The following is a 19,067-nucleotide window of genomic DNA, read 5'->3' as shown; positions in this document are numbered from 1 at the left end:
TAACGCTTCCGGTGTCAGCTGACGCGTGATATAACGGGCACGACCGAGACGGTGTAATTTCGGTTCCGATCGGTGATAGAAATCGAGCGCGATGAAAGCATCATAAACCCCTTCTTGTAATTGGGCTGCTTGATAGAGGTGTGACCAGTGAATCTTCGCCGTGTAATGATAGCGATACAATCCGAATTTTTTCGCACTTACCTCGTTTTGGTACAACCAATCGATTGGGACAGGGACTTGATCACCACTCTCTCGGTGAACAAGGAGCAACCGTCCCGTCTTAATGAACGCATGACGCGTAAAGGCTTTTCCGGTGATGACCGTCGTCGCTCTCGTCTCATTACGGACCGCATCGATTTGAATCTTCGGCTTCATCTGCGGTTCTTTATTCAGCAATAGACGCAGGTTGCCTTTTAGATCCGTATACAACTGGACGAATTCGTTGAACGTCTCATCCATCAACGGCGCGAGAGGCGCAGGAATCTGTGTATCAAGAAAGCGCCCTAACAGAATTTCGCGGGTGAAGACGGTCGCGTCGAGCGTAGCGTGGCTCGGTAGCCCGTCGGATTCCCATTTTTGTAATTGTTCCGGTGTGAGATGCTCGACTTTTTTTGTAAACGTAAGCCAGAGTGAAAAACGACCAATCGGATAGAGCGTATCTTGATCGGCTTCGACGGACTCGATCTCAGCGAGACCGTCCTCTTCGACCGTCGGAACGTCCGCCTCTTCTTGCATCTGAGCAACATGTTGACTCAGTTGAGACACGATTGAATGCGACAGCCGAAAGGTGAAGCGATGATCGTCCAATTGGTTAGGCACTTCAAGGACCGTCTCTTGCGATCGATCGCGGATACGTAAGGACGTGATCGTCAGCAACGGATCGTTCAATTGACCGGATAGTGTATAGTCTGTCGGCGAAGATTGAATCTGTAACGATTCTTTTAATGCCGATCGTTTAAGTGTCTTTTGTTTTTTCGGAAGTACGGAATGTCCAAATTGGAGCACCCGGAGAGCAGATTTAAACAGCATGGAATTGAGAAACCTCCTACAAAATAAGTACTAATGAAAACGTTATCCTTACATTGGATTTTATCATATTCACAGATTTAAGACTGCGCTTTAATGAATTTGCAGTCTGTTTTTATCTACTCGTAATATGTTTCGTGAAAAATCTTTACTATTCATTTACTATTTCTAGCTTTATATCATCTCTAATACTTAGTCCCTTTTTGAAAAAGCTGTACTAATATGAATATCATCATAAAATTGTTGCCGCGCTTGTCGTAACGTTTGTTTAGCTGATTCAACTTGCGTGTAGTACGTTTCCAATGCTCCGTAATAGTTCTTACTATACACATGCTGTAAGGAGAGCGGGAGAACGGGACAAAGAACGTTCTGTAACAACTTAGGTAATAAAATAGTCGTCGTATTAGTGGACAGTGCCCGATACAAATAATACTGACCGATAGGACTCTCTAAGTAGAACTTCAAAAAATATGGGGATAGACTGTTTTTATTTGGTCTGAAACCGATGAAATTCTGAGAGAGAATCAGTGTCTGATCATGTGGAGGAACAACTGCAATTCGTGTTGGTAGCCCACGAGCATTAATAATTACATCGCCTTCTTGAAGGATATAGCGTTCGATGCTACGCTGATGAATTTCAATCGATTTTAACTCTTCTAGGTGCAAACGATCATCATATACATCCTTCAATTGAATCAAGCGGTAAGAGGTCATGTCTGGGGAGGTTTCGACTGCATTTTTAGAAGTCGTATTCAGTCCAGAGAAAACTTTTCCTAATTGATTCAGTGTTATGAAATCCTTGCTCTCTAGTTTTGTAAAATCAAGTTGATATTCATCCTTATCAATTTGAATAGACTCATTTTCTAGGTAAGTACTAGGAATCAGATTTCCTGATTGAATATCAGATTTTGGAACCAGTCGTGCAAAGGAGGTGTGTTTTTCTGGATGAATCGTAATCTCCATCATTTTATTTAAATCCTGTTCTAAATCCTCTGTCTTTGCATACGTAAGTGGAATCCAATTCGTCGCGTCTATAAACTGAATTTTATCTTTTCGTGATGTGTCCTTCTGTTTGTCAATCACTACAATACTGACGGGATCACTAAAGCCATGCATGATATAAGCAGGAAACGTGATAACTGTCTCAACGAGATCCATTTCGATTAATTGCTCCCTGATCAACCGTTCTTTCCCATCCCGATATAGAGCACCGTTCGATACTAATAAGACAGCCCGCCCAGTTGACTTGAGCGTAGCGATGGAATGCTGGATAAAGGCGAAGTCCAAGTGTTTCCGAGGCAGTTCTCCATAAGGAAATCGGTCCCACTCATCTTGTGCTAAGATACTAGCTGTATACTCCATCATGCGCAAGTTAGCTGGGGGTGTTGTAAGAATACGATCAAATTGCTGTAGTTGGTTTCGTTCTTGATAAGCCGGATGTAGCAGGACGTCACTTTGCTTGAATGATATGGCAGATATATGTGAAGTATAAAAAAAGAGACTAAGCTTTCCGATGGCCCAGATTTTCGGATGTATTTCTTCACCATAAATCGAAACAGTAGAAAGTCCTTGATCTAAAACGGATCGTAAATTTCCGGCAAAACCTGCTGTCCCGTCATATACTGAGGCGCCTGGAAGGACTTGAAGTAACCGCGTCATTAAGCGACGCAAAAAAAGTGGCGTACTATGATCTAATAAGCTATTACCGGGTTGATGCACTTCATATTGAAATAAGGATTCAACGATTGTCGGAAAATACGATAGAGACATTTGTGAGGTACGTTCTACGAGTTCGTTCAGTGTTTCTGGATTGAGAAGGTGCCAGTCAATCTCTAACGCTGTATAGAGCTCTTCCGGTAAAGATGTTTCTAATCTCATTTGCTTAAAGACTTGCGTTAACGTATCAGCTTGATCGAGCGCTACAACGTTTAATACTCTAGATAAATTTACTTTTGATTGAGGGTGTTGCAACGTGTGGTATTGAATACTGAATAATGACAAGGTATAAGCGATAATATCTTCTGGCTCAAAATAGCGCCTCAATCGAGAGTGGAAAAACTCAATCTCTGTCAATAACAGTTCTTCATGAGATCGTGGCATAGAATGTGACCTCCATTTCTAAACAAGTATTTGTTTTAATATAGTCTTACTAGAATATCAGAGTCTATTCATTATTCTCTGTTAGTGCGCCACTCCATTAACGCAGTAGAAGCGGCTTCCCAGCTTTTAAAGTGGACAAAGATGGAGGTAAGGGAGGGAGCACGTTTTCCTTTCGACCACAAAGTATAGGTATTACTGTTAAACTTCTCAGGCGATTTTTCGTATACCGTATTTAAGGCTGTTAGATACTCTTCGTGGGTAAATTGTTTTGTTGATATCAATCCATGATGTTGAACGGCTTGTTTCCAACTACCGTATTGATAATTGATTGTGCTAGGACTGATCATCTCAGGATGATGTTGACGAAGTTCTTTATACTCTCGAATCGAAATATACTTTCCCATTTGTTCTTCATAAAAAGAAAAACTTTGTTCGGCGGACCAAATAGAGCGAGTTCGATTGGTATAAGGGCGTCTTGTCTGATTCGTTAAATTATCTTTCACTGGAAGATTCGCCGCCTGTAATAAAGCATCCCAAGAGCCGAATACTTGTTCAATTTGCGTTAATGAAGGAAATGAGAGTTGTGCTGCAATCTCCTTATATCGATTGGCATCCATGGGTTGTTGACGTAGTTGATATATTCCTTGAATGAGCTCAATTAAACGCTGTCGCTGATTACCAAAATCGTCCGACATAATGAATCGCTCCTTCCCTAAGATTGATAATGTTTTCTTTAGAATTCACGATGTGATACTAAAAGCCTCCTCAACACGAGGAGGCTTTTAGTTCTCAATCTAATTCATTTAACAAGGTAATCCATTTTTCTGTGAAGACTTCATCCGAGAAACGAGGAACAGATTGAAGGGCTAGTTCGCCCATCCGTCTCCGTAAGTCTGGATAGTTCATTAACTGGATTGCAGCCGTTGCGAACGCTTTTGTATCGCCAGGAGGAATAATATATCCGGTCTTTCCGTTCTCAATAATTTCACTTGGTCCATAACAAATATCATATGAAATGACAGGAACACCGTATCCCATACTCTCAAGGATTGCCATACCAAAGCCTTCTGACCGAGACGTAAAGATTGTCGCGACTGCACCGCGATAAGCTTCTTGAATATTTGTAACGAATCCTTTGAAATGGACATGCTTTGTTAAAGAGAGCTCCTTGATTAAGGCATGCAAATCTTTTTCGAGTTGATCGCTGTAACCAAATCCATAAAAATCAAGATAAGCATTCGGATTATGATCAACGATGTGCCGCAACACACGAATACTCTCCGCGACGTCTTTCTTCACTTGAATGCGAGAGACAACGATAAAGCGATTTGGATTTGGGTCAGGTAGAACAGAGTAATCAGTTTCTGGTATCATTCCAACTCCGTGAGCAATGGAATGGAATGTTTCTGCATGACCAAATGCATTAGTCATATGTTGTTGCTGGCGAATCGTTGCAGTGATAACTTTATCCCATTCATCGATTCTTCCGAAAAGCGTATCCCAAACACCGCTCACAGCAGCTGTTTCGTTGAATGGTGGAACAAAATGATTACTATGCCCGAAAGCGATTTTTTTAATATTCGGATGTTTGATATCAAGGATAGTAGCATCTAAGTTTTTCTTTGGCAAGTTGGGTAATCGATCCCGATATTCTGAAGAAATGAGGACAGACTCATGAGCGGATAAGATTTTGTTCAATACAAAAGTATTAAATTGAGCAGGATCGTTAAATTGTTGCTGTTGACCCGCTTCAAAATAGAATAGATGGCTCCAGTCCATTGAATTGATTTTATGCCAAATGGTCAAATAGCAAGTCCCATTACTATGGAAAAATGATCGAGATACGGGCTTATTTGATGTAATTGAAAAATGAATAGTTTGTGCTAATTGCCCATTTTCTAAATATTCCTCCCGTCGTAAGCGATGTCGGTTATCTGAAAAATAGTCAATGAATGATAACTGATCATTTTTATCAAATCGTGCATATTGAATATAGGATCCGTTATCAAAGATACGATAGGAATCCTTTTCGACACGACTACTATCTAGAAACAACGTATAACGTTTTTCCCATCGTGAAAGCAAAGCGGTTTTTGAAGAGATCGTTGATAATTTCTCAGGACTTCGATTTGCGAGAAAATTGATTACGTTGACGACCTTAATTCGCGGATCAAGGAGTTTGGCTTCTACCATCTCTTGGTGGATGGTGTTCAAAGTAGGTTGAATTCCAAGTGTGACGAAAGTAATATTTCGCTCAGGTTCTGCTTGAATAATAGCGTTGGCTCTCTTAATAACTGCTTTTGATAAACCACCTCGCTGAGGCGCTAAAGTATTAAGGGTGAAAAAAAGATCACGTTTCATGATGTTTCTCCTTTGTAACGCTTACATTTTTTAAGTTGATTGAATAAAAGCCTGCTTCAAATAATAGATATCGTAGACTGCTTCTGTTCAGATATTAGTACTGCCTCTAATTCAGCTATGTATAAAAGAAAAGTACCGCGTTTAAGAAATGACACAATATTTAATATATCATATTCAAATATAGAGATATGACTTAAAGACAAAAAGCATGTGGAAATACCGCATACTTTTTAGGTTAGACAAAAAAACAAACATCTTTTCGCTTTCTATAGCTTAATCATTTAATTAATCTGATTATTTCAGTTATAAAATGAGAATATATTTGCGTTCTTACAACACTTTTGAGACGGTTAATTTAAGAGTATTGAAAACTGTCTCTCAAAAACGCTTAAGTAGGTAAGATGATCAATTTAACGCGAAACTGCTCGTATTTCTCATAAGGTATTATAAAGTTTGTCTATTGTAGATGCGAAAGACCAATCAAAAAGACTCTCGAATGAAACAAGAGTCTTTAGGATCATAGTGATAAATTCATAGGAAGTAATTCCTCATTACAATTCTATAGTGTCTACGATACCCTCTGGATACTCCCATAACTCTCCTTCGAGCATCCATTGGTGGTGACAATTCGGACAAGCTACCTCAGATGAAAAATCGTAATGTGTTTCCAGCCCCAATCGACGTTCTTCATAAGAAATGCTATGTAAATCTTGAATAAGAATTTCTTCTTTGAACTTTTCTCGACAACGAGGACATTTAAATTTCGTATAATGGCTAATCACGTTCTCCACTATAATCAACTCCTAAAAAAAGAATAAATATAGTATAATGATAACGCTTACAAAAATAAATAGTTAGAGTTTAAATAATAAATAAAGATTCAAAATTCTTAGCAATTCTTTAGTAGATTTAATGTATTGTTCCATGATCCAAACCGTGTAATTAAAGTTGTGAGTGAAGGGTGTTCCGGATGCTCTTTGAGCCAGTTCACATACATGGTACTACTGATATAAAAAACCGTAGTGTTCATATCGAGAATAGCTCTTTCGACTGCTAGCAAACAATCATCATCTGTAAAAGAACGAGCTGACGTATAGCCATGCGTTTGCAAAGCATTTTTCCAAGTACCGTAGTGATAAAGTATTGAATTTATACTCAGCATTTTAGGATTTTGTTTTCGTACTTTAGTGTAATCTTTAATGGTGAATCGATTTCCAAACGTATTTGAACAGAGCCTCAAGCTGTCCTCTACGTTAAAATTTTTAAGTTTTTGCTTTTTAATAGTAGTATTATCGAGATTTGGTAATGACATTAAATTGTTTGATGTCACAATACCTGCTTCAAGTAATAGATTACTCCAAGAACCAAATAGAGAATTAATTTGAGATAGCGTGGGATAAGGTAGATTACTAGCAAGCTTGTCATAGTGAGACGCTTTCATTATTCCGTTATGAATAAGGTGTAATCCTTTCACTAGTTCAATGATTTGCTCTTTGTTTGCAATACTTGTATTAGATGCTTTTTGATAATTATTCAAGAAATCAACTCCTGATGTTTTATGAACTATTTCGTTAATACGGAATTAAAAGACTATTGATTACAATTCTATCAATGTTTCAGTACTCAAAGAAGTAATTTTATGTATTTCACCTTTAAAAAATTATCTTAATATGGGAAAATTTCTAACTGTTACGTTTATAATTAACTTATATTCATTCAATAAAAATCTTGTGTTTTTTATCAGCTAATATTTAATACTACTGTTGAAGGATAAGGAAGTGTTAACATGCTTTACGGATTTAGCACGTTTATGATTTTTCTTATCCCTGTATTTTTGCTTATAATTTGTCTGTTAGCGGATCGGAAACCTAAATAAAAGTACACTGGAAATGTATATACTCTATTTGGGAAAGAGGGTTTGTTTATGCCTCATACTCACAAGCAAAGCAAAAATAGCAATATTATAATGCGAGTCATGAATGGAGAATTAATAAAGTTTTCAATTGTACTCGCAATACTAACCATTTTGTATTTTATTTTCACTACGTAGCTTCGATAAGTAGTGTCTCCTATTCCAAAGTATAAATTAACGTATATAAAGCGAAAGCTCATCCAAATTATTTTGGTTGAGCTTTTTTTATTAGGCAGACTATAATCATTTAATATTCAAGCTAGATTACTACTGACAATTTAATTCGTAAAATAACTCTAAATCAATACAATAGTTATGATTCATGAAAGAAAGCGCTTAAATTAAACTTTTTACATGAAATAATCATTGAATTTGAATTGTTCTTTTTGTAAAGTAAAGTAGCGGCGAGTCAATATACAACAAAAGGTGGATTAAAATGTTAAAAAATAAAAAAATTATTTCTGCTACATTAGTAGCAAGTCTTTCATTAAGCGCAATTCCTGCATTTGCGCAATCCGGTTATTTTAATACATATACAGTGTACGAACCAATGAATAGCGCAAGTTATAATACTTCCATGCAAGGAATGACCGTAGATCGTTACAATAACAACATCTTTACAGCTAAGTTCAATGCTACAAGCGAAACGACGCAACTGTTGTTAACTAAATTGAGTAGTACAGAAAGTAATCGAACAACGAAATTATTGAAAAATTCAACAACTGGATCGACGAGTTCTGACTTAGGTCATGCAAATGACTTAGCAGTCGTAGCAGATGCGGGAGATACTACAGTAGATTTGTATGTAGCACCGATGGAAGATGGTATTAAGTATGCAAACAAAATCGTTAAACTTGCGGTGAATACATCAACAGGAACATACAATGTGAATAAAAGTTATGTTTTAAACTATGGTGGTGAAAATTTATCAATTAGTGGTATTACCTATTCAGTCGGCTATAAAAAGTTTATTGTCAAGTCTGGGAAGCGCTTCTTTATTGGAACATTCAATGATGCTACAGGAAAGTTTGATTATGAGGCAACATTTAAATTAAATCATACTCGTGCTGTGATTGATGGTAGCACAGTAGATACTACAGACTATATCCAGCAAGGGATTTCTTATTATGAAGGTAATTTGTATGTACCTATGACAAAACCTGATGCAAATGGTAATGCTTCAAATGTAAGTGTCGTCACTACTTATCCATTAAATATTTCTGGAACAATAGACGAGCAAAAAAACACAACAACAGAACCGTTCTCAAAAGTATTGTATACAAATAATGATTTGTCTTTCCGGGTCACGAGTAGTGCGTACAGTCTTTTTGAAATAGAGGCTGTTGATTTTGATAATGGAACAATGTATTTCAATACAAACCGTAGCGATGGGACCCAGCAGGATATGATTGCTACGTTTAATGACTACAATACTTCTAGATGATTAGTTTATGAATAATGTAAATATGAATAGAAGTATTTATTAAAAAATATCCCGTAGAAATTGGAATTGAAATCCAACTTTTATGGGGTATTTTTTTTGATCAAATTGACTAAGGAGCAGAAAAAATAACTTTGTACTATAAACTAAGCATTGCAATTCTCTCGTATCGAAGGTCTTACCAACTAACTTATAATTCAATCTACATTATGATGAGTTAGAAAAAGGTAAATAATGAATAATTTATTATTCGCCCTTAAGAATTTGTTTTTGTATTTTATCGATCTCACATATTTAAGGTCTACAATATTGAGTAAATACACCTCAATATTAGTATTAGGGCGAGTGAAATCGTTAAATGAGAAAGGTTCAGATTGAAATGTCTCTCGTAAATTATAAGTAAATTTTATATAAAATAAATATTGTCTAAAAATTTAGATGAGTTAAAAAATTTTAATTATGTAAAAAAAAGTATGAAACTAATTTACATTTACATTTAATGGTGTTACATTATTTAAGACGTCGTCAAACAAAAAATTACTTATTCTGAAGGAGACTTTTAAATGAAAAAAGGTAAAGTGACTAAAAAAATCATGGCACTTATGGCAACAGGAGTCATGGCATTGAGTTTCGCTGTAACAGCATCAGCTGCATCAGAATCTTTAAATAAGGGAAAAGCAACTTGGGCTGGTGGAGTCTCAGCAAGTGATAATCTTTTTTCCCGCGTAAGAGACAATAAAAAAGATAATTTACAATACTCAGTTCGTGTATGGGTAGTGAATGATAAGGGGAATAGAAAAGAAAAAACTGGAGTAACCGATGGAGTTGGCGCTAGTGGACAAGTAAAAACTTATGTTGGTGCGACTAGGGAAAACCCTTTTAAGGCAAACAAATGTGGATATAACGATTTCGAAGTTATAAGTGTTAAATAATTATTTTGTAGTAGTAATTGGAATCCCCAAAAAGCGATTAAAAATCGCTTTTTGGGGCTTTATTGCTTACAATTTTTCTTGCTAAGTAAAGCATGTAGTTTAACCTATATAATAAATTAATGTTTGTATAGTAAATTGTATTTTTAGCAATATAAAATATTATAAATGAGGAAGTATTATGAAAAAAATATTTTTAGGAATTGGACTGTTAGTTGGTGCTTTTTCAGTGTTCTTTTTTCTATTAGTTGCTGACAAAGATGTTTATTCCAATAAAGAAACTACTTACGAATTTTCTTTATCTCAAAATATAAACGGTGAAGATCTTTCACAAATCGCAAACGACACCGGTACGATGGTTCGTTTAGTCAAGTTCAATGATATAAGCTTCGGAAGAAATCATTTAGAGGTTACGCTGATAAATCCTACTTCTGATGTTGAACTTGGACGTCAACCAAGTATTTTTCCAGAAAATCAAATTACTTATTCTTCATATTCACAAGGCGCAGAAAAAAAAATTAAGTATTTTACCATTCAATCAAATAGTGAAACTAAAATTAATGCATTTAAAAATACATTGGAGACTAAAGGATATGAGATGGAAATCAGTACATCAGAGCCACTGTCCTTTAATATAGCAATGTTGTTTTCGACACTCAATTTAAAGTTCTTCTCACTACTAACTCTTTTGATTTTATTTAGTATTTCAACTTATTATGTTCACCGTATAAAAGAAATTGGTATAAAAAAATTGCATGGATGGGGTAATTTAAAAATATCATTTTCGATAATTAAAAAACTTGCGTTATATTCATATGGATCTACTTTGCTATTAATGCTACCTTTTGCTACATACGTTGCTGCAATGGATATTAAAGTACTGAGCTCGTATATTTTGATGTGTTTTTATTTATATATTTTTTTAGCGATTATTTTTATTATGTCTAGTTTAGTCAGTTCATTATTTATTTCTAGGCTAAATCAAGTTAATGCTTTAAAAAATAACAAAAATAATAAATTATTATTTTATATTTTATTGACTTTTAAATCTATTGTAGTTACTTTGTTGGTTTTATCACTAAATACGAATATACAAGATATGAACAAGTTGAATTCAGCAATAAATTCTATTGAGAAACTTGAAAATAATAATTTTTATCGAGTAGAGACTGCATCCTCGCCTGAAAAGAAAGTCCATAAAGAATTAGACCGTTATATAGAGTCTTTAGAAGATAAAGATATTTTTAACTATTCTCCATCAGAAAATATGGTAGATATTAATCAATTAAAACGATTAGAAGCTGATGATAGTATTGTTCAAGACTTAGAAAGTATACCTTTAACGATTTTCTCTCAAAATATGTTAGATTTTGTTAAGGTTGAGGATGTTAATGGAGATATAATATATCCTGATAAAGTTAAGCCTCTAACATTGTTGATTCCCGTTCGTTATAAGGACAATCAAAAAGAAATATTAAAATCTTTGTCATTAGATAAAGAAACAAATATACAGTATATTAAGAGTGGTCAAAAACAAGAAAATATTTTATGGCCAGGATCCTATTCATTTGACTCGATTATTTATGTAAAGCCTTTACAAAAAAGTTTATATTTGAATACAGGTGAAGTACTTTTTAATAAGGACAGTGCTCATGCATTAACAAGCGAGATTAAATCCAAAGGCTATGATTCTGGTAGCATAGATGTAAAGTCTATGGAAAGTGAATATAATTTAGCAAAAACCAACTTTGCTGTTGACACTGTTGAATCTTTGTTTCATGTAGTGATTACTATTTTCTCATTTTTATTATGTATTGTTTCAATCATTACGATTTTCTTAGAATTTCGTAAGAAGGAATTTGCTGTAAATCGCCTTCTAGGTAAAAGACCAAAAACGTTGATAATTAATTTCCTATTCCTAAATGGGGTAATCACTTTATTGATTGCTATCGTAATCAATTGGACACTTAGTGCTCTTTTCTTCGTAGAAGTAATGATATTTATTTTGTTTATTAATAAATACATCAATAATAAAGCTATTTTCGCTCTAAAGGGAGAATAGAGTAAGGGTAGGAATTTAAGATGACGATAATAAAGCTAAAGAATATAACTAAAGAATTTGAGGGTCGAAACATTTTCGATGATTTTAATCTATCAATTGAAAAGGGAGAATTTCTTGGTATATCAGGAAAGAGTGGAGCAGGAAAATCAACACTGTTAAACATAATAGGATTACTTGAAAATTGTGAAGGCGACGTTATTGTAAAAGGGAAAAAATATAATAATATTAATTCAAAAAGCGCTAGAAAAGTGCTTGAAAAAGATATCGGTTATTTATTTCAAAACTTTGCGTTAATAGATGATTTCACAGTCTATGAGAATTTAAATATTATTTTTGATAATAAAGACAAAAGTGAACGAAGAACCATAATGAATCAGGAACTAAACAAACTGGGACTTAAAGATGTTCTAGATAAACCCATCTATCAGTTATCAGGTGGGGAACAGCAGAGAGTAGCAATTGTAAGGTTAATTCTTAGTAAAAATGATATTATACTAGCAGATGAGCCAACAGGAAGCCTAGATACAGAAAATAGCAATTTAATTTTAAACCAATTAAAAAAATTGAATTCTGAAGGCAAAACCATTGTTATGGTTAGTCATGATAAAAATGCATTTAGTTATTGTAGTAGAATAATAGATTTGTGATATTTTACAATTCAGTTGTTGTCATCAGAACTAAAACACAAAATATTTCAAATTGAACTTCAAATTGGGATAATCTAAATTTATGAGACAACATAAAGCATCTTCGAATTGTACACTGTTTATGAACTGAACCCTAGAGTTTAGATAGTTTAATAAAAGCATCCTTAACGTGTTAATCTGCGATGAGATGACTTCGGTATTGTACCGGAGTCATCTTTTGTAGTTTCTATTGTCTTCGTTCGCTATTGTAATACTCAATGTAAGCATCGACCATGAAACAGATCTCATCGAGGCATTATCCAGGCAGTTTCCCTTGCGACACATGGATTGAAGCATTCCCACCTCACGGATGCGTGTTTGATACACAGTTTGACCAGATCCAATACGGAGATAAGTGATGTCTGTGACGAATACCTTACCAGGCTCCTGCTGATCGAACCGACTCGAGGATTATTTTCGTAAGACAATATTGATTGCCTGATAGCGTTCAGATGCTGTTATTTTTGATACTTCGCCTCTCTTTCGAGAGCTTCTAGCTTTTTTAGTAATTCATTCTCCACTGTGAGTTACTTGATTCGTGCTTCAGCTCTCGCAAGTCGTCGTTCGACGGAATCATCTTTTTTCGGTCGACCTCCAAGATTTGATTTTCCACGTCTCTCATTCAAGAGTCCTTCTTCTCCATAAATGCGATATGTCTTCCGCCACCATTTTAACGCTTCGTTCGTCGTTTGCTTACCGATCATGTCCAGTTCAAAGCCGTTTTCCTCAAAGATTTGTATCGGTCGCTTTCCAGCTAAATGCTCACGTACAGCGTGAATCTTAAATTCTCCTTTGTCTTGAATCGTACGATCTGATACCGAGGCTACGTGAAGATTCGCTTCAAGTTGTCTGATTTGATCTGGATTGAAGGTGCGTCTGTTCATGAATAGTTCTCCCGTCTAAATTGAATAGGTACAGTATATCGATATCTTTAAACACAAAAAACCCCGAATGGGGTCTTTTATTAAGTGTCCACCATTCAGGGTTCAGTTCACACTTATTGAAATGAGGGTTTTTTAATATCATCATCCATGCAACAAGTTTTCGGCAAGCTGATGTTTTTGATTGGTTGAATCGTTTATATGGACGTATCCTTATTCATGTTGAAGTAATAGAGGAAATATAGATTTCTTCAGTGAGAGAAAAAGTTGACGTACTAATAGCGGAAGGTAGATGGTCTCTTTTAATCCGGAATCCGAAGTATTAATTGAAACTGATGCACTGTATGATTTCTATCTTGTATACTTGCAAGAAGTGCGGGTGGTATTTGAATAACTAGACGAAAAGAAGATGCGAGAAGGGCGTCCAGTTAAACATACCAGCGATTTGATCTAGAAGAGATTTATAGTCTTGCAGCAGCTCACCTACTTAGTGCTGAATTGATTTTTAGTTATGATGCGGATATCCGTGAAGTGATCACAGATGCTGATCTACGTGTCATTAACAATGACGAAGAACAACTATTGATCCGTCAACATACCCAGATTGATTTCGTATGAAATTAAAAAACACGATATCGTGAAACGGAGTGCGATTCAAAATTTTTTCAAGTCTATTCGCCCTCGAGACTTGAATCGATTTGATGGACAGATGGAATTAATGTGAGGAGAAAGTTATTCATAAGAAAAGATGTATACGTTTCGATGTCGAAATGTGGTACATCTTTCTTTGTTTTTATCTAAATTAGGTTATCATTTTGACTATGGTTAGCAAGAAGATGACCATGATGTTTCTCTTCATTCCGAGAGCAGGACGCTTATAATTTTCTTGGAACGATCTCGACGTCGAGATTTCGTTCGACAAGATGAACCTCTTCCTGCACATAGTTGAGCTTTTCGACGAAGGCATCGAAACGATGCATCAACGGACCGTTCATCGCCGTCACCTGACCATTGCCTTCGATATCGATGCACGAGGCATCACTACGCTCTTATCCCGGTACAGAGCGTAAAAGGGATCAACATTTAATTAAAGGGAGGAAAAAGAGACTTTTTCAAAATGGAAATACTTTGTCGATTTAGTATGTCAGGAGCGATGTCGCAATTCTTGGAAAAGTGAAGTCGGGATGTTCATTTGTTCGAGTAAACTTGATTGATGTTGAGGAAAACGAATCAGATAGTCTACCATTTCTTTCGTGATAGATTGAGTGAATCGTTCTGTGATGGTACGATTGCGAAGCTGAGTTAGCGCGATGATGAAGCTCAAAATATCGCTCTGACCATAACGATGTTTTTGGTACGCGGAGCGAGACAGATTGAACGCAGCATGTGCGGGACTAAATGTCAGTCTTTTCTTGACGCGGTGATTATACACGCGTCCTCCATGTGCTGCCCAGTTGCGATAGGCGACGAGTATATCAAATATTTCTGCAAAACTTTGCTTTGTCTGTTCCGTGATCAGCTCCGGATTCAAACCGGTTGCACGCGCAATGATTTTCGTCTTCGAGGAAGGGAGCATGAGTTTGAATAAATATTGCAGGTTGCCAAAGCTCAGCCCTTTGACGAGAATCCAAGGTGGAAGATCGTGATAGTTCTCGCGATAGTATTTCATCGGTTGATGTGAAGATTGATACACTTCATCAAAAAATTGAAGCAACAACTCTCGTTCAAAGTATCCCTTAAAGCGGCCATGCGTAATCTTTTTCCCTTGATTATAGTTGTGTTTTTGCTGATATGTATCTCTTTTATGCCCATGCTCTTCAGCTAAGACGTAGGCGATAACGGAGCGAAGGAGGTTCTCAGCACTCAATGTAGCAGCTAACATCTCGAAGCGTAAAGCATTATCGAATTCGTAGAGGTAATAGAGTTCGGAAAACGTCGTGCCGGACAGGAACTTCTCTTCTTTTTGACCCACTTCGATAAAAAGATCCTTATACCCATTGATGATTTCATAATAGCTCGTCCGAATGAGTGCCTCTTCTGCGAAAACGGGATCATCGATGATGAGACCACGTTGTTGTAGTAGCTTCAATTGATCAGTAATTGAGGTGAAAATCTTCTCGGGTTTTGACATAGTTCGGCTCCTTGAAGTGACAAAGTATATTTCAGTTAAAATAGTATTAATATGATAAACGGTCCCTCACCAAAAGGTAAGAGACCGTTGTTGGCTGGATCATCCAGCCTGCTCATATATTAACTTAAGTATAGGATACGATAGACATCGTGTCAAATCCTTCAAAAGATTAGGTTGATGCATCAATTTGTTTCATGGCACTCGTGTTTACTGCAGTTCAATCACTTTTCATCAAAATTCATATATTTATTCTTCGGTATATCGCGAGAACAATATAAAGAATATAAACAAAAGAAAAGTTTTATACAGTCCTGTCGTTGTATTCTTGTGTATTGCAAACTCCCGTGTAAAGCATGGTGTCTTTTAAAGCCATAATGTCCTTTATTACTATTCATCAACGCATATGCATGTAAAGCGTATGAAATAAAGAGAAGTTCCAAAGCGTTACGCTCTCCTGAGTTTAGAGTTTCCCTGATTTTCTTATGTGCTTTTTTTATATTATCTTTATCTTTTTTTTCTAGTGACTTGATATGCTTGTTAGGTGAAATCTTTACCTCTCCATCAATACTTCCGTACCAATGTGAAACGAACGAATCGATTACAGGGTATAAAGTTATAAAGCTTATAGCATAATCTTCTCTCAAATAGGCATTATATGATTGTTTTAATAGAATCGTCGTGTCTCCAAAACAAGAATTATCTGATATCAATTCAGTAACTTTTTCATCATAGTGTATTTCCATCCATTTTATAATCCACTTTGAATTTAAGACATCTGGAATTTCAGGTATTGTCATGTCATCGAGCATATTTATATTAAGAAAGAGATTATATTTTGCTGCTATCTCGGCTTGCTTACCGAGATAGCCATACGAATTAATAATAGTCTGTTCAAGACGTTCTAAGTCTATTTGATCGAGAAATTTTTGTATACTTCTAGTAGCTTCACGTATTTGATATAGTTGAATCTCAGCAATTTTTGAGAGAGATTCTTGGATTTCTTTAATGTTAGAGCGAAACTTGTTTGATAATTCTTTATTAATCATACTTTCTTCATCTCCAAGACTATAGATTCACTAGTTTCCTTACCAATGCCGATGATAGACAAATATAAAGCCTAGGCAATTGTGGATGGTATTAAATCTTTGAATTACATAATATCTTGAAAAGTACAAATTAATTTGGAGAACGGTATATTCTTTAGCGATATTATATAGGAACTTACGTTCTTATTGTAGTGCTCATTTCTTTCATTTTCAATCTACTTTTCGATACCTCATCAATTTCATTGTTCCGGGGAGATAAAAAAGGCGGGGACGAGTATCTCGTCACTGCCCTAATATGTTTCGCCTATTCGATTGGATGGAGGATTCATTCTCCGACCATGCCGTCATGGTCATTGTCCTACATATATTGGTACAACCAGTGCTTCTCCGTGATTGGCATCGCACAAAGCCTTCGTCCTTCGCTTCCTGGATCGTCACTTGACCATTGCCATCAATATCGACGCGTGAGACATCCTCGGTCTTTGTGGTACCTGGAGTCGACTTCGCTGTCGTTTCTTGTTTAGTCTCCCTCTTCTTCGTCAGACCGAGTGCCGCATTCGTCTCGTCCGGATTGCCGTTCTTGAACCGGTCGACGACAGTGTTTCCACGGACCGTATAGGTATACTGATACGCGGATGGAATCATCGTAGATGTATCCGGATAGGAGATTTGCGCCTCGAAGTTCGTCGCGCCACCTGCCTTGCGGATGACGTCCTCCATGTACGCCTGGTCACCATGGCGGTTCAAGGTACTATCCTGGGGAGTGATGTTATAGGCGTTCGAGACGCCCCCGAGCGAGTCGGCGATGATATGTCCTTCATCAAGATCCGGACGTTCGACGCCAGGCACCTTCGATTCATCAGAGTAGTATCGTCCGTCACGCGTGACGTCTTCTGTCGCATCATTTTGGAGAACGATTTTCTTCGCGATGACACGGACCAGCTGACCATATTCATTCGTGAACGCCCAGTACTTCCGGTCACCGAATCCGATGTCGACAACGACGTTCGTTTGACGACTACCGGACAGGTCTCCGCCATCGCCCGTAATTTTCTTATATCCTGTGAAAGAATTCTTCACAGTCTTCGTTTTTGATTCCGTTGAGGGATCAGAATCAGTTTTTGGCGTGATTTTACTAGCGCCAGCTATTTTTTCTAGTTGGTGATCGGAATCGTTCTTCTTATCAGTCTTTTACGTAAAAGCGTCATCCTGTTTGTATCGCTTTTTCTATCGAATCTTGTGCACCCCACCATACATAGGACGGCGAGGGAACACGTTGTGTAAGTGATATTAATATTGATCTTCTTTTTTTCATTCAGTATACCGAAATCTTTAAACATAAGAAAACCCTTAAAAAGGGTTTTATGAGAGTTACTACCATTCTGTTTTCAGTTCAATTAAAGGTATTTAGCACGGTGTTTTGAATTGAATAAGCATGAAGTTCTCTGTTTTTTATTAAAGATTAGTATGTTTTATGAGAATGGTAATGCAATTAATGTAATGATTAAAGTAATAATCATAAAAGTAAGATTAATTAGGAGATTAATTGTAAGCCCAATTTTTTGTTTTATAGTTGTTTTAAACATTGCTACTAAAGAAAGCAAAACAAAAAATGCGCTTAGAAAGATTGAAAACATAACAGGGTTTATTGAAAAATTGTCTAAAAAGAATGAATGAAAATCCTTGTTGAAAAATGAGTTGTAGATAAAGAAAAATACCAAGATTGTTGCTAGATATAAAGTAAAAATACTTTTTTTCATTTCTGTCCTCCTCTTACAAATATTTAAAAATAGATATAATCCTTTTGTAAAAAACAGTATTTCTATTAATAATTTTATCCTATAGCATATACCAATGAAAGGGGAGCTTAAATTGAAAAAAAGTATTTTAATATCGTCTTTAGCTTTGTTAGCTATTAAAGTAAGTTCGTATTCAAGTGTTAAAGCTGAAGAAGCAGAATCTGCTGAGGGAACGGTAAGTGCTTACGGTGTAGTAAATCCGGGAGGGAACGTGACTTCTTCATTTTCATCGATCATGTTAAAAAATGCTGCAAGAGCTTATCAATATAAGATTGCAGATATAACTTTTCCTGTTGGAACGGGTCGTTTTTTTGCTAGCAAAGTAAAGAGTAGAGGACCATGGGATTACAAGCATGCTTATGGAGCGACCGAAAGATACGTTTTCGGTGGTCGCACAATGAAAGGCGAAGATTTAGGGAATATGCATTATGGTTATGTAGGGAAATTTGCAGGCTTTACTACTACTACTCAATTGAAAACTGCTGCAGGTGCTGTACAAATCTTTAGTGAAACTGCCAAAATTAAATGGTACAAATCATATTTTGATGATCCTAATGATCAGACAAGTATAATTAGAGGAATCAATTACTATAATAACAAAAACTTGGCTCATCACCATAACACGTGGTTGCTATTTTAACCACCAAGCTCGAGGCGCAATCTCAAAAAGAATCGTTCGAGGTTTCGGTAGCC

Annotated in this window: 15 protein-coding genes and 2 pseudogenes; 5 read left to right on the top strand and 12 right to left on the bottom strand. The window is 36.2% G+C overall.

Annotation, left to right across the window (positions count from 1 at the left end; genetic code table 11):
* The 6 genes and pseudogenes from KNQ15_RS15890 to KNQ15_RS15865 all read right to left on the bottom strand — a co-directional run.
* Window positions 1-1,029 (bottom strand): annotated as a pseudogene (locus tag KNQ15_RS15890) (CDP-glycerol glycerophosphotransferase family protein); the annotation flags it as partial.
* 189 nt (window positions 1,030-1,218) lie between these two features.
* A complete protein-coding gene (locus KNQ15_RS15885) occupies window positions 1,219-3,126 on the bottom strand; it encodes an N-6 DNA methylase (RefSeq protein WP_214730045.1) in 1,908 nt (635 codons plus the stop codon).
* A 71-nt stretch (window positions 3,127-3,197) separates the two neighbouring features.
* Window positions 3,198-3,821 (bottom strand): hypothetical protein, encoded by a 624-nt coding sequence (locus KNQ15_RS15880; protein WP_214730044.1) that lies wholly within the window; start codon window positions 3,819-3,821, stop codon window positions 3,198-3,200.
* A 94-nt stretch (window positions 3,822-3,915) separates the two neighbouring features.
* Window positions 3,916-5,487: a glycosyltransferase gene (locus tag KNQ15_RS15875; protein WP_214730043.1), complete on the bottom strand. Its 1,572-nt coding sequence runs from the start codon at window positions 5,485-5,487 to the stop codon at window positions 3,916-3,918.
* 551 nt (window positions 5,488-6,038) lie between these two features.
* Window positions 6,039-6,278, bottom strand: a complete 240-nt coding sequence (locus KNQ15_RS15870; RefSeq protein WP_214730042.1) for an RING finger protein — start codon at window positions 6,276-6,278, stop codon at window positions 6,039-6,041.
* Window positions 6,279-6,376: 98 nt separating this feature from the next.
* A complete protein-coding gene (locus KNQ15_RS15865) occupies window positions 6,377-7,024 on the bottom strand; it encodes a hypothetical protein (RefSeq protein WP_214730041.1) in 648 nt (215 codons plus the stop codon).
* A gap of 811 nt (window positions 7,025-7,835) precedes the next feature.
* Between KNQ15_RS15865 and KNQ15_RS15860 the strand changes: the two genes are divergently transcribed.
* The 4 genes from KNQ15_RS15860 (at window position 7,836) to KNQ15_RS15845 (ending at window position 12,478) form a co-directional block, all read left to right on the top strand.
* Window positions 7,836-8,843: a hypothetical protein gene (locus KNQ15_RS15860; RefSeq protein ID WP_214730040.1), complete on the top strand. Its 1,008-nt coding sequence runs from the start codon at window positions 7,836-7,838 to the stop codon at window positions 8,841-8,843.
* Window positions 8,844-9,403: 560 nt separating this feature from the next.
* Entirely contained in the window at window positions 9,404-9,772 is a 369-nt protein-coding gene (locus tag KNQ15_RS15855; protein WP_047392375.1) for a hypothetical protein, read from the top strand.
* Between the two features lie 178 nt (window positions 9,773-9,950).
* Complete coding sequence (locus KNQ15_RS15850) at window positions 9,951-11,831, top strand: hypothetical protein (protein ID WP_047392378.1); 1,881 nt, start codon at window positions 9,951-9,953, stop codon at window positions 11,829-11,831.
* 20 nt (window positions 11,832-11,851) lie between these two features.
* Window positions 11,852-12,478 (top strand): ATP-binding cassette domain-containing protein, encoded by a 627-nt coding sequence (locus tag KNQ15_RS15845; protein WP_047392381.1) that lies wholly within the window; start codon window positions 11,852-11,854, stop codon window positions 12,476-12,478.
* A 566-nt stretch (window positions 12,479-13,044) separates the two neighbouring features.
* Here the strand turns inward: KNQ15_RS15845 and KNQ15_RS16885 are convergent.
* The 6 genes and pseudogenes from KNQ15_RS16885 to KNQ15_RS15820 all read right to left on the bottom strand — a co-directional run bounded on the left by KNQ15_RS16885 (window position 13,045) and on the right by KNQ15_RS15820 (window position 18,335).
* A complete protein-coding gene (locus tag KNQ15_RS16885; RefSeq protein ID WP_251137725.1) occupies window positions 13,045-13,401 on the bottom strand; it encodes a hypothetical protein in 357 nt (118 codons plus the stop codon).
* Between the two features lie 872 nt (window positions 13,402-14,273).
* The gene (locus tag KNQ15_RS16990; protein WP_285801506.1) at window positions 14,274-14,402 is read right to left on the bottom strand and encodes a hypothetical protein; all 129 of its coding nucleotides are present in this window, start codon (window positions 14,400-14,402) and stop codon (window positions 14,274-14,276) included.
* Window positions 14,403-14,542: 140 nt separating this feature from the next.
* Window positions 14,543-15,529 carry an Abi family protein gene (locus KNQ15_RS15835; RefSeq protein WP_047392384.1) on the bottom strand — a complete coding sequence of 329 codons (987 nt, stop codon included), beginning with the start codon at window positions 15,527-15,529 and terminating at the stop codon, window positions 14,543-14,545.
* A gap of 221 nt (window positions 15,530-15,750) precedes the next feature.
* Complete coding sequence (locus tag KNQ15_RS15830) at window positions 15,751-16,575, bottom strand: hypothetical protein (protein ID WP_214730039.1); 825 nt, start codon at window positions 16,573-16,575, stop codon at window positions 15,751-15,753.
* A gap of 358 nt (window positions 16,576-16,933) precedes the next feature.
* Window positions 16,934-17,646 (bottom strand): annotated as a pseudogene (locus KNQ15_RS15825) (DNA/RNA non-specific endonuclease); the annotation flags it as partial.
* Window positions 17,647-18,047: 401 nt separating this feature from the next.
* Window positions 18,048-18,335, bottom strand: coding sequence for a hypothetical protein (locus tag KNQ15_RS15820; RefSeq protein ID WP_047392391.1), 288 nt, complete (start codon window positions 18,333-18,335; stop codon window positions 18,048-18,050).
* A gap of 112 nt (window positions 18,336-18,447) precedes the next feature.
* On the opposite strand from KNQ15_RS15820, the gene KNQ15_RS15815 reads away from it, so the two are divergent.
* Window positions 18,448-19,014: a polymorphic toxin type 44 domain-containing protein gene (locus KNQ15_RS15815; RefSeq protein WP_214730038.1), complete on the top strand. Its 567-nt coding sequence runs from the start codon at window positions 18,448-18,450 to the stop codon at window positions 19,012-19,014.
* Window positions 19,015-19,067: the final 53 nt, after the last annotated feature.

Source organism: Exiguobacterium sp. s168 (genome assembly GCF_018619035.1).
GTDB lineage: Bacteria > Bacillota > Bacilli > Exiguobacteriales > Exiguobacteriaceae > Exiguobacterium_A > Exiguobacterium_A acetylicum.
This window is presented reverse-complemented; position numbering and strand designations above follow the sequence as displayed.

Coding starts and splice junctions, on each gene's coding strand:
- KNQ15_RS15885 (WP_214730045.1), bottom strand. CDS start 3,126: ATGCCACGATCTCATGAAGAACTGTTATTGACAGAGATTGAGTTTTTC.
- KNQ15_RS15880 (WP_214730044.1), bottom strand. CDS start 3,821: ATGTCGGACGATTTTGGTAATCAGCGACAGCGTTTAATTGAGCTCATT.
- KNQ15_RS15875 (WP_214730043.1), bottom strand. CDS start 5,487: ATGAAACGTGATCTTTTTTTCACCCTTAATACTTTAGCGCCTCAGCGA.
- KNQ15_RS15860 (WP_214730040.1), top strand. CDS start 7,836: ATGTTAAAAAATAAAAAAATTATTTCTGCTACATTAGTAGCAAGTCTT.
- KNQ15_RS15855 (WP_047392375.1), top strand. CDS start 9,404: ATGAAAAAAGGTAAAGTGACTAAAAAAATCATGGCACTTATGGCAACA.
- KNQ15_RS15850 (WP_047392378.1), top strand. CDS start 9,951: ATGAAAAAAATATTTTTAGGAATTGGACTGTTAGTTGGTGCTTTTTCA.
- KNQ15_RS15845 (WP_047392381.1), top strand. CDS start 11,852: ATGACGATAATAAAGCTAAAGAATATAACTAAAGAATTTGAGGGTCGA.
- KNQ15_RS16885 (WP_251137725.1), bottom strand. CDS start 13,401: ATGAACAGACGCACCTTCAATCCAGATCAAATCAGACAACTTGAAGCG.
- KNQ15_RS15835 (WP_047392384.1), bottom strand. CDS start 15,529: ATGTCAAAACCCGAGAAGATTTTCACCTCAATTACTGATCAATTGAAG.
- KNQ15_RS15830 (WP_214730039.1), bottom strand. CDS start 16,575: ATGATTAATAAAGAATTATCAAACAAGTTTCGCTCTAACATTAAAGAA.
- KNQ15_RS15820 (WP_047392391.1), bottom strand. CDS start 18,335: ATGAAAAAAAGTATTTTTACTTTATATCTAGCAACAATCTTGGTATTT.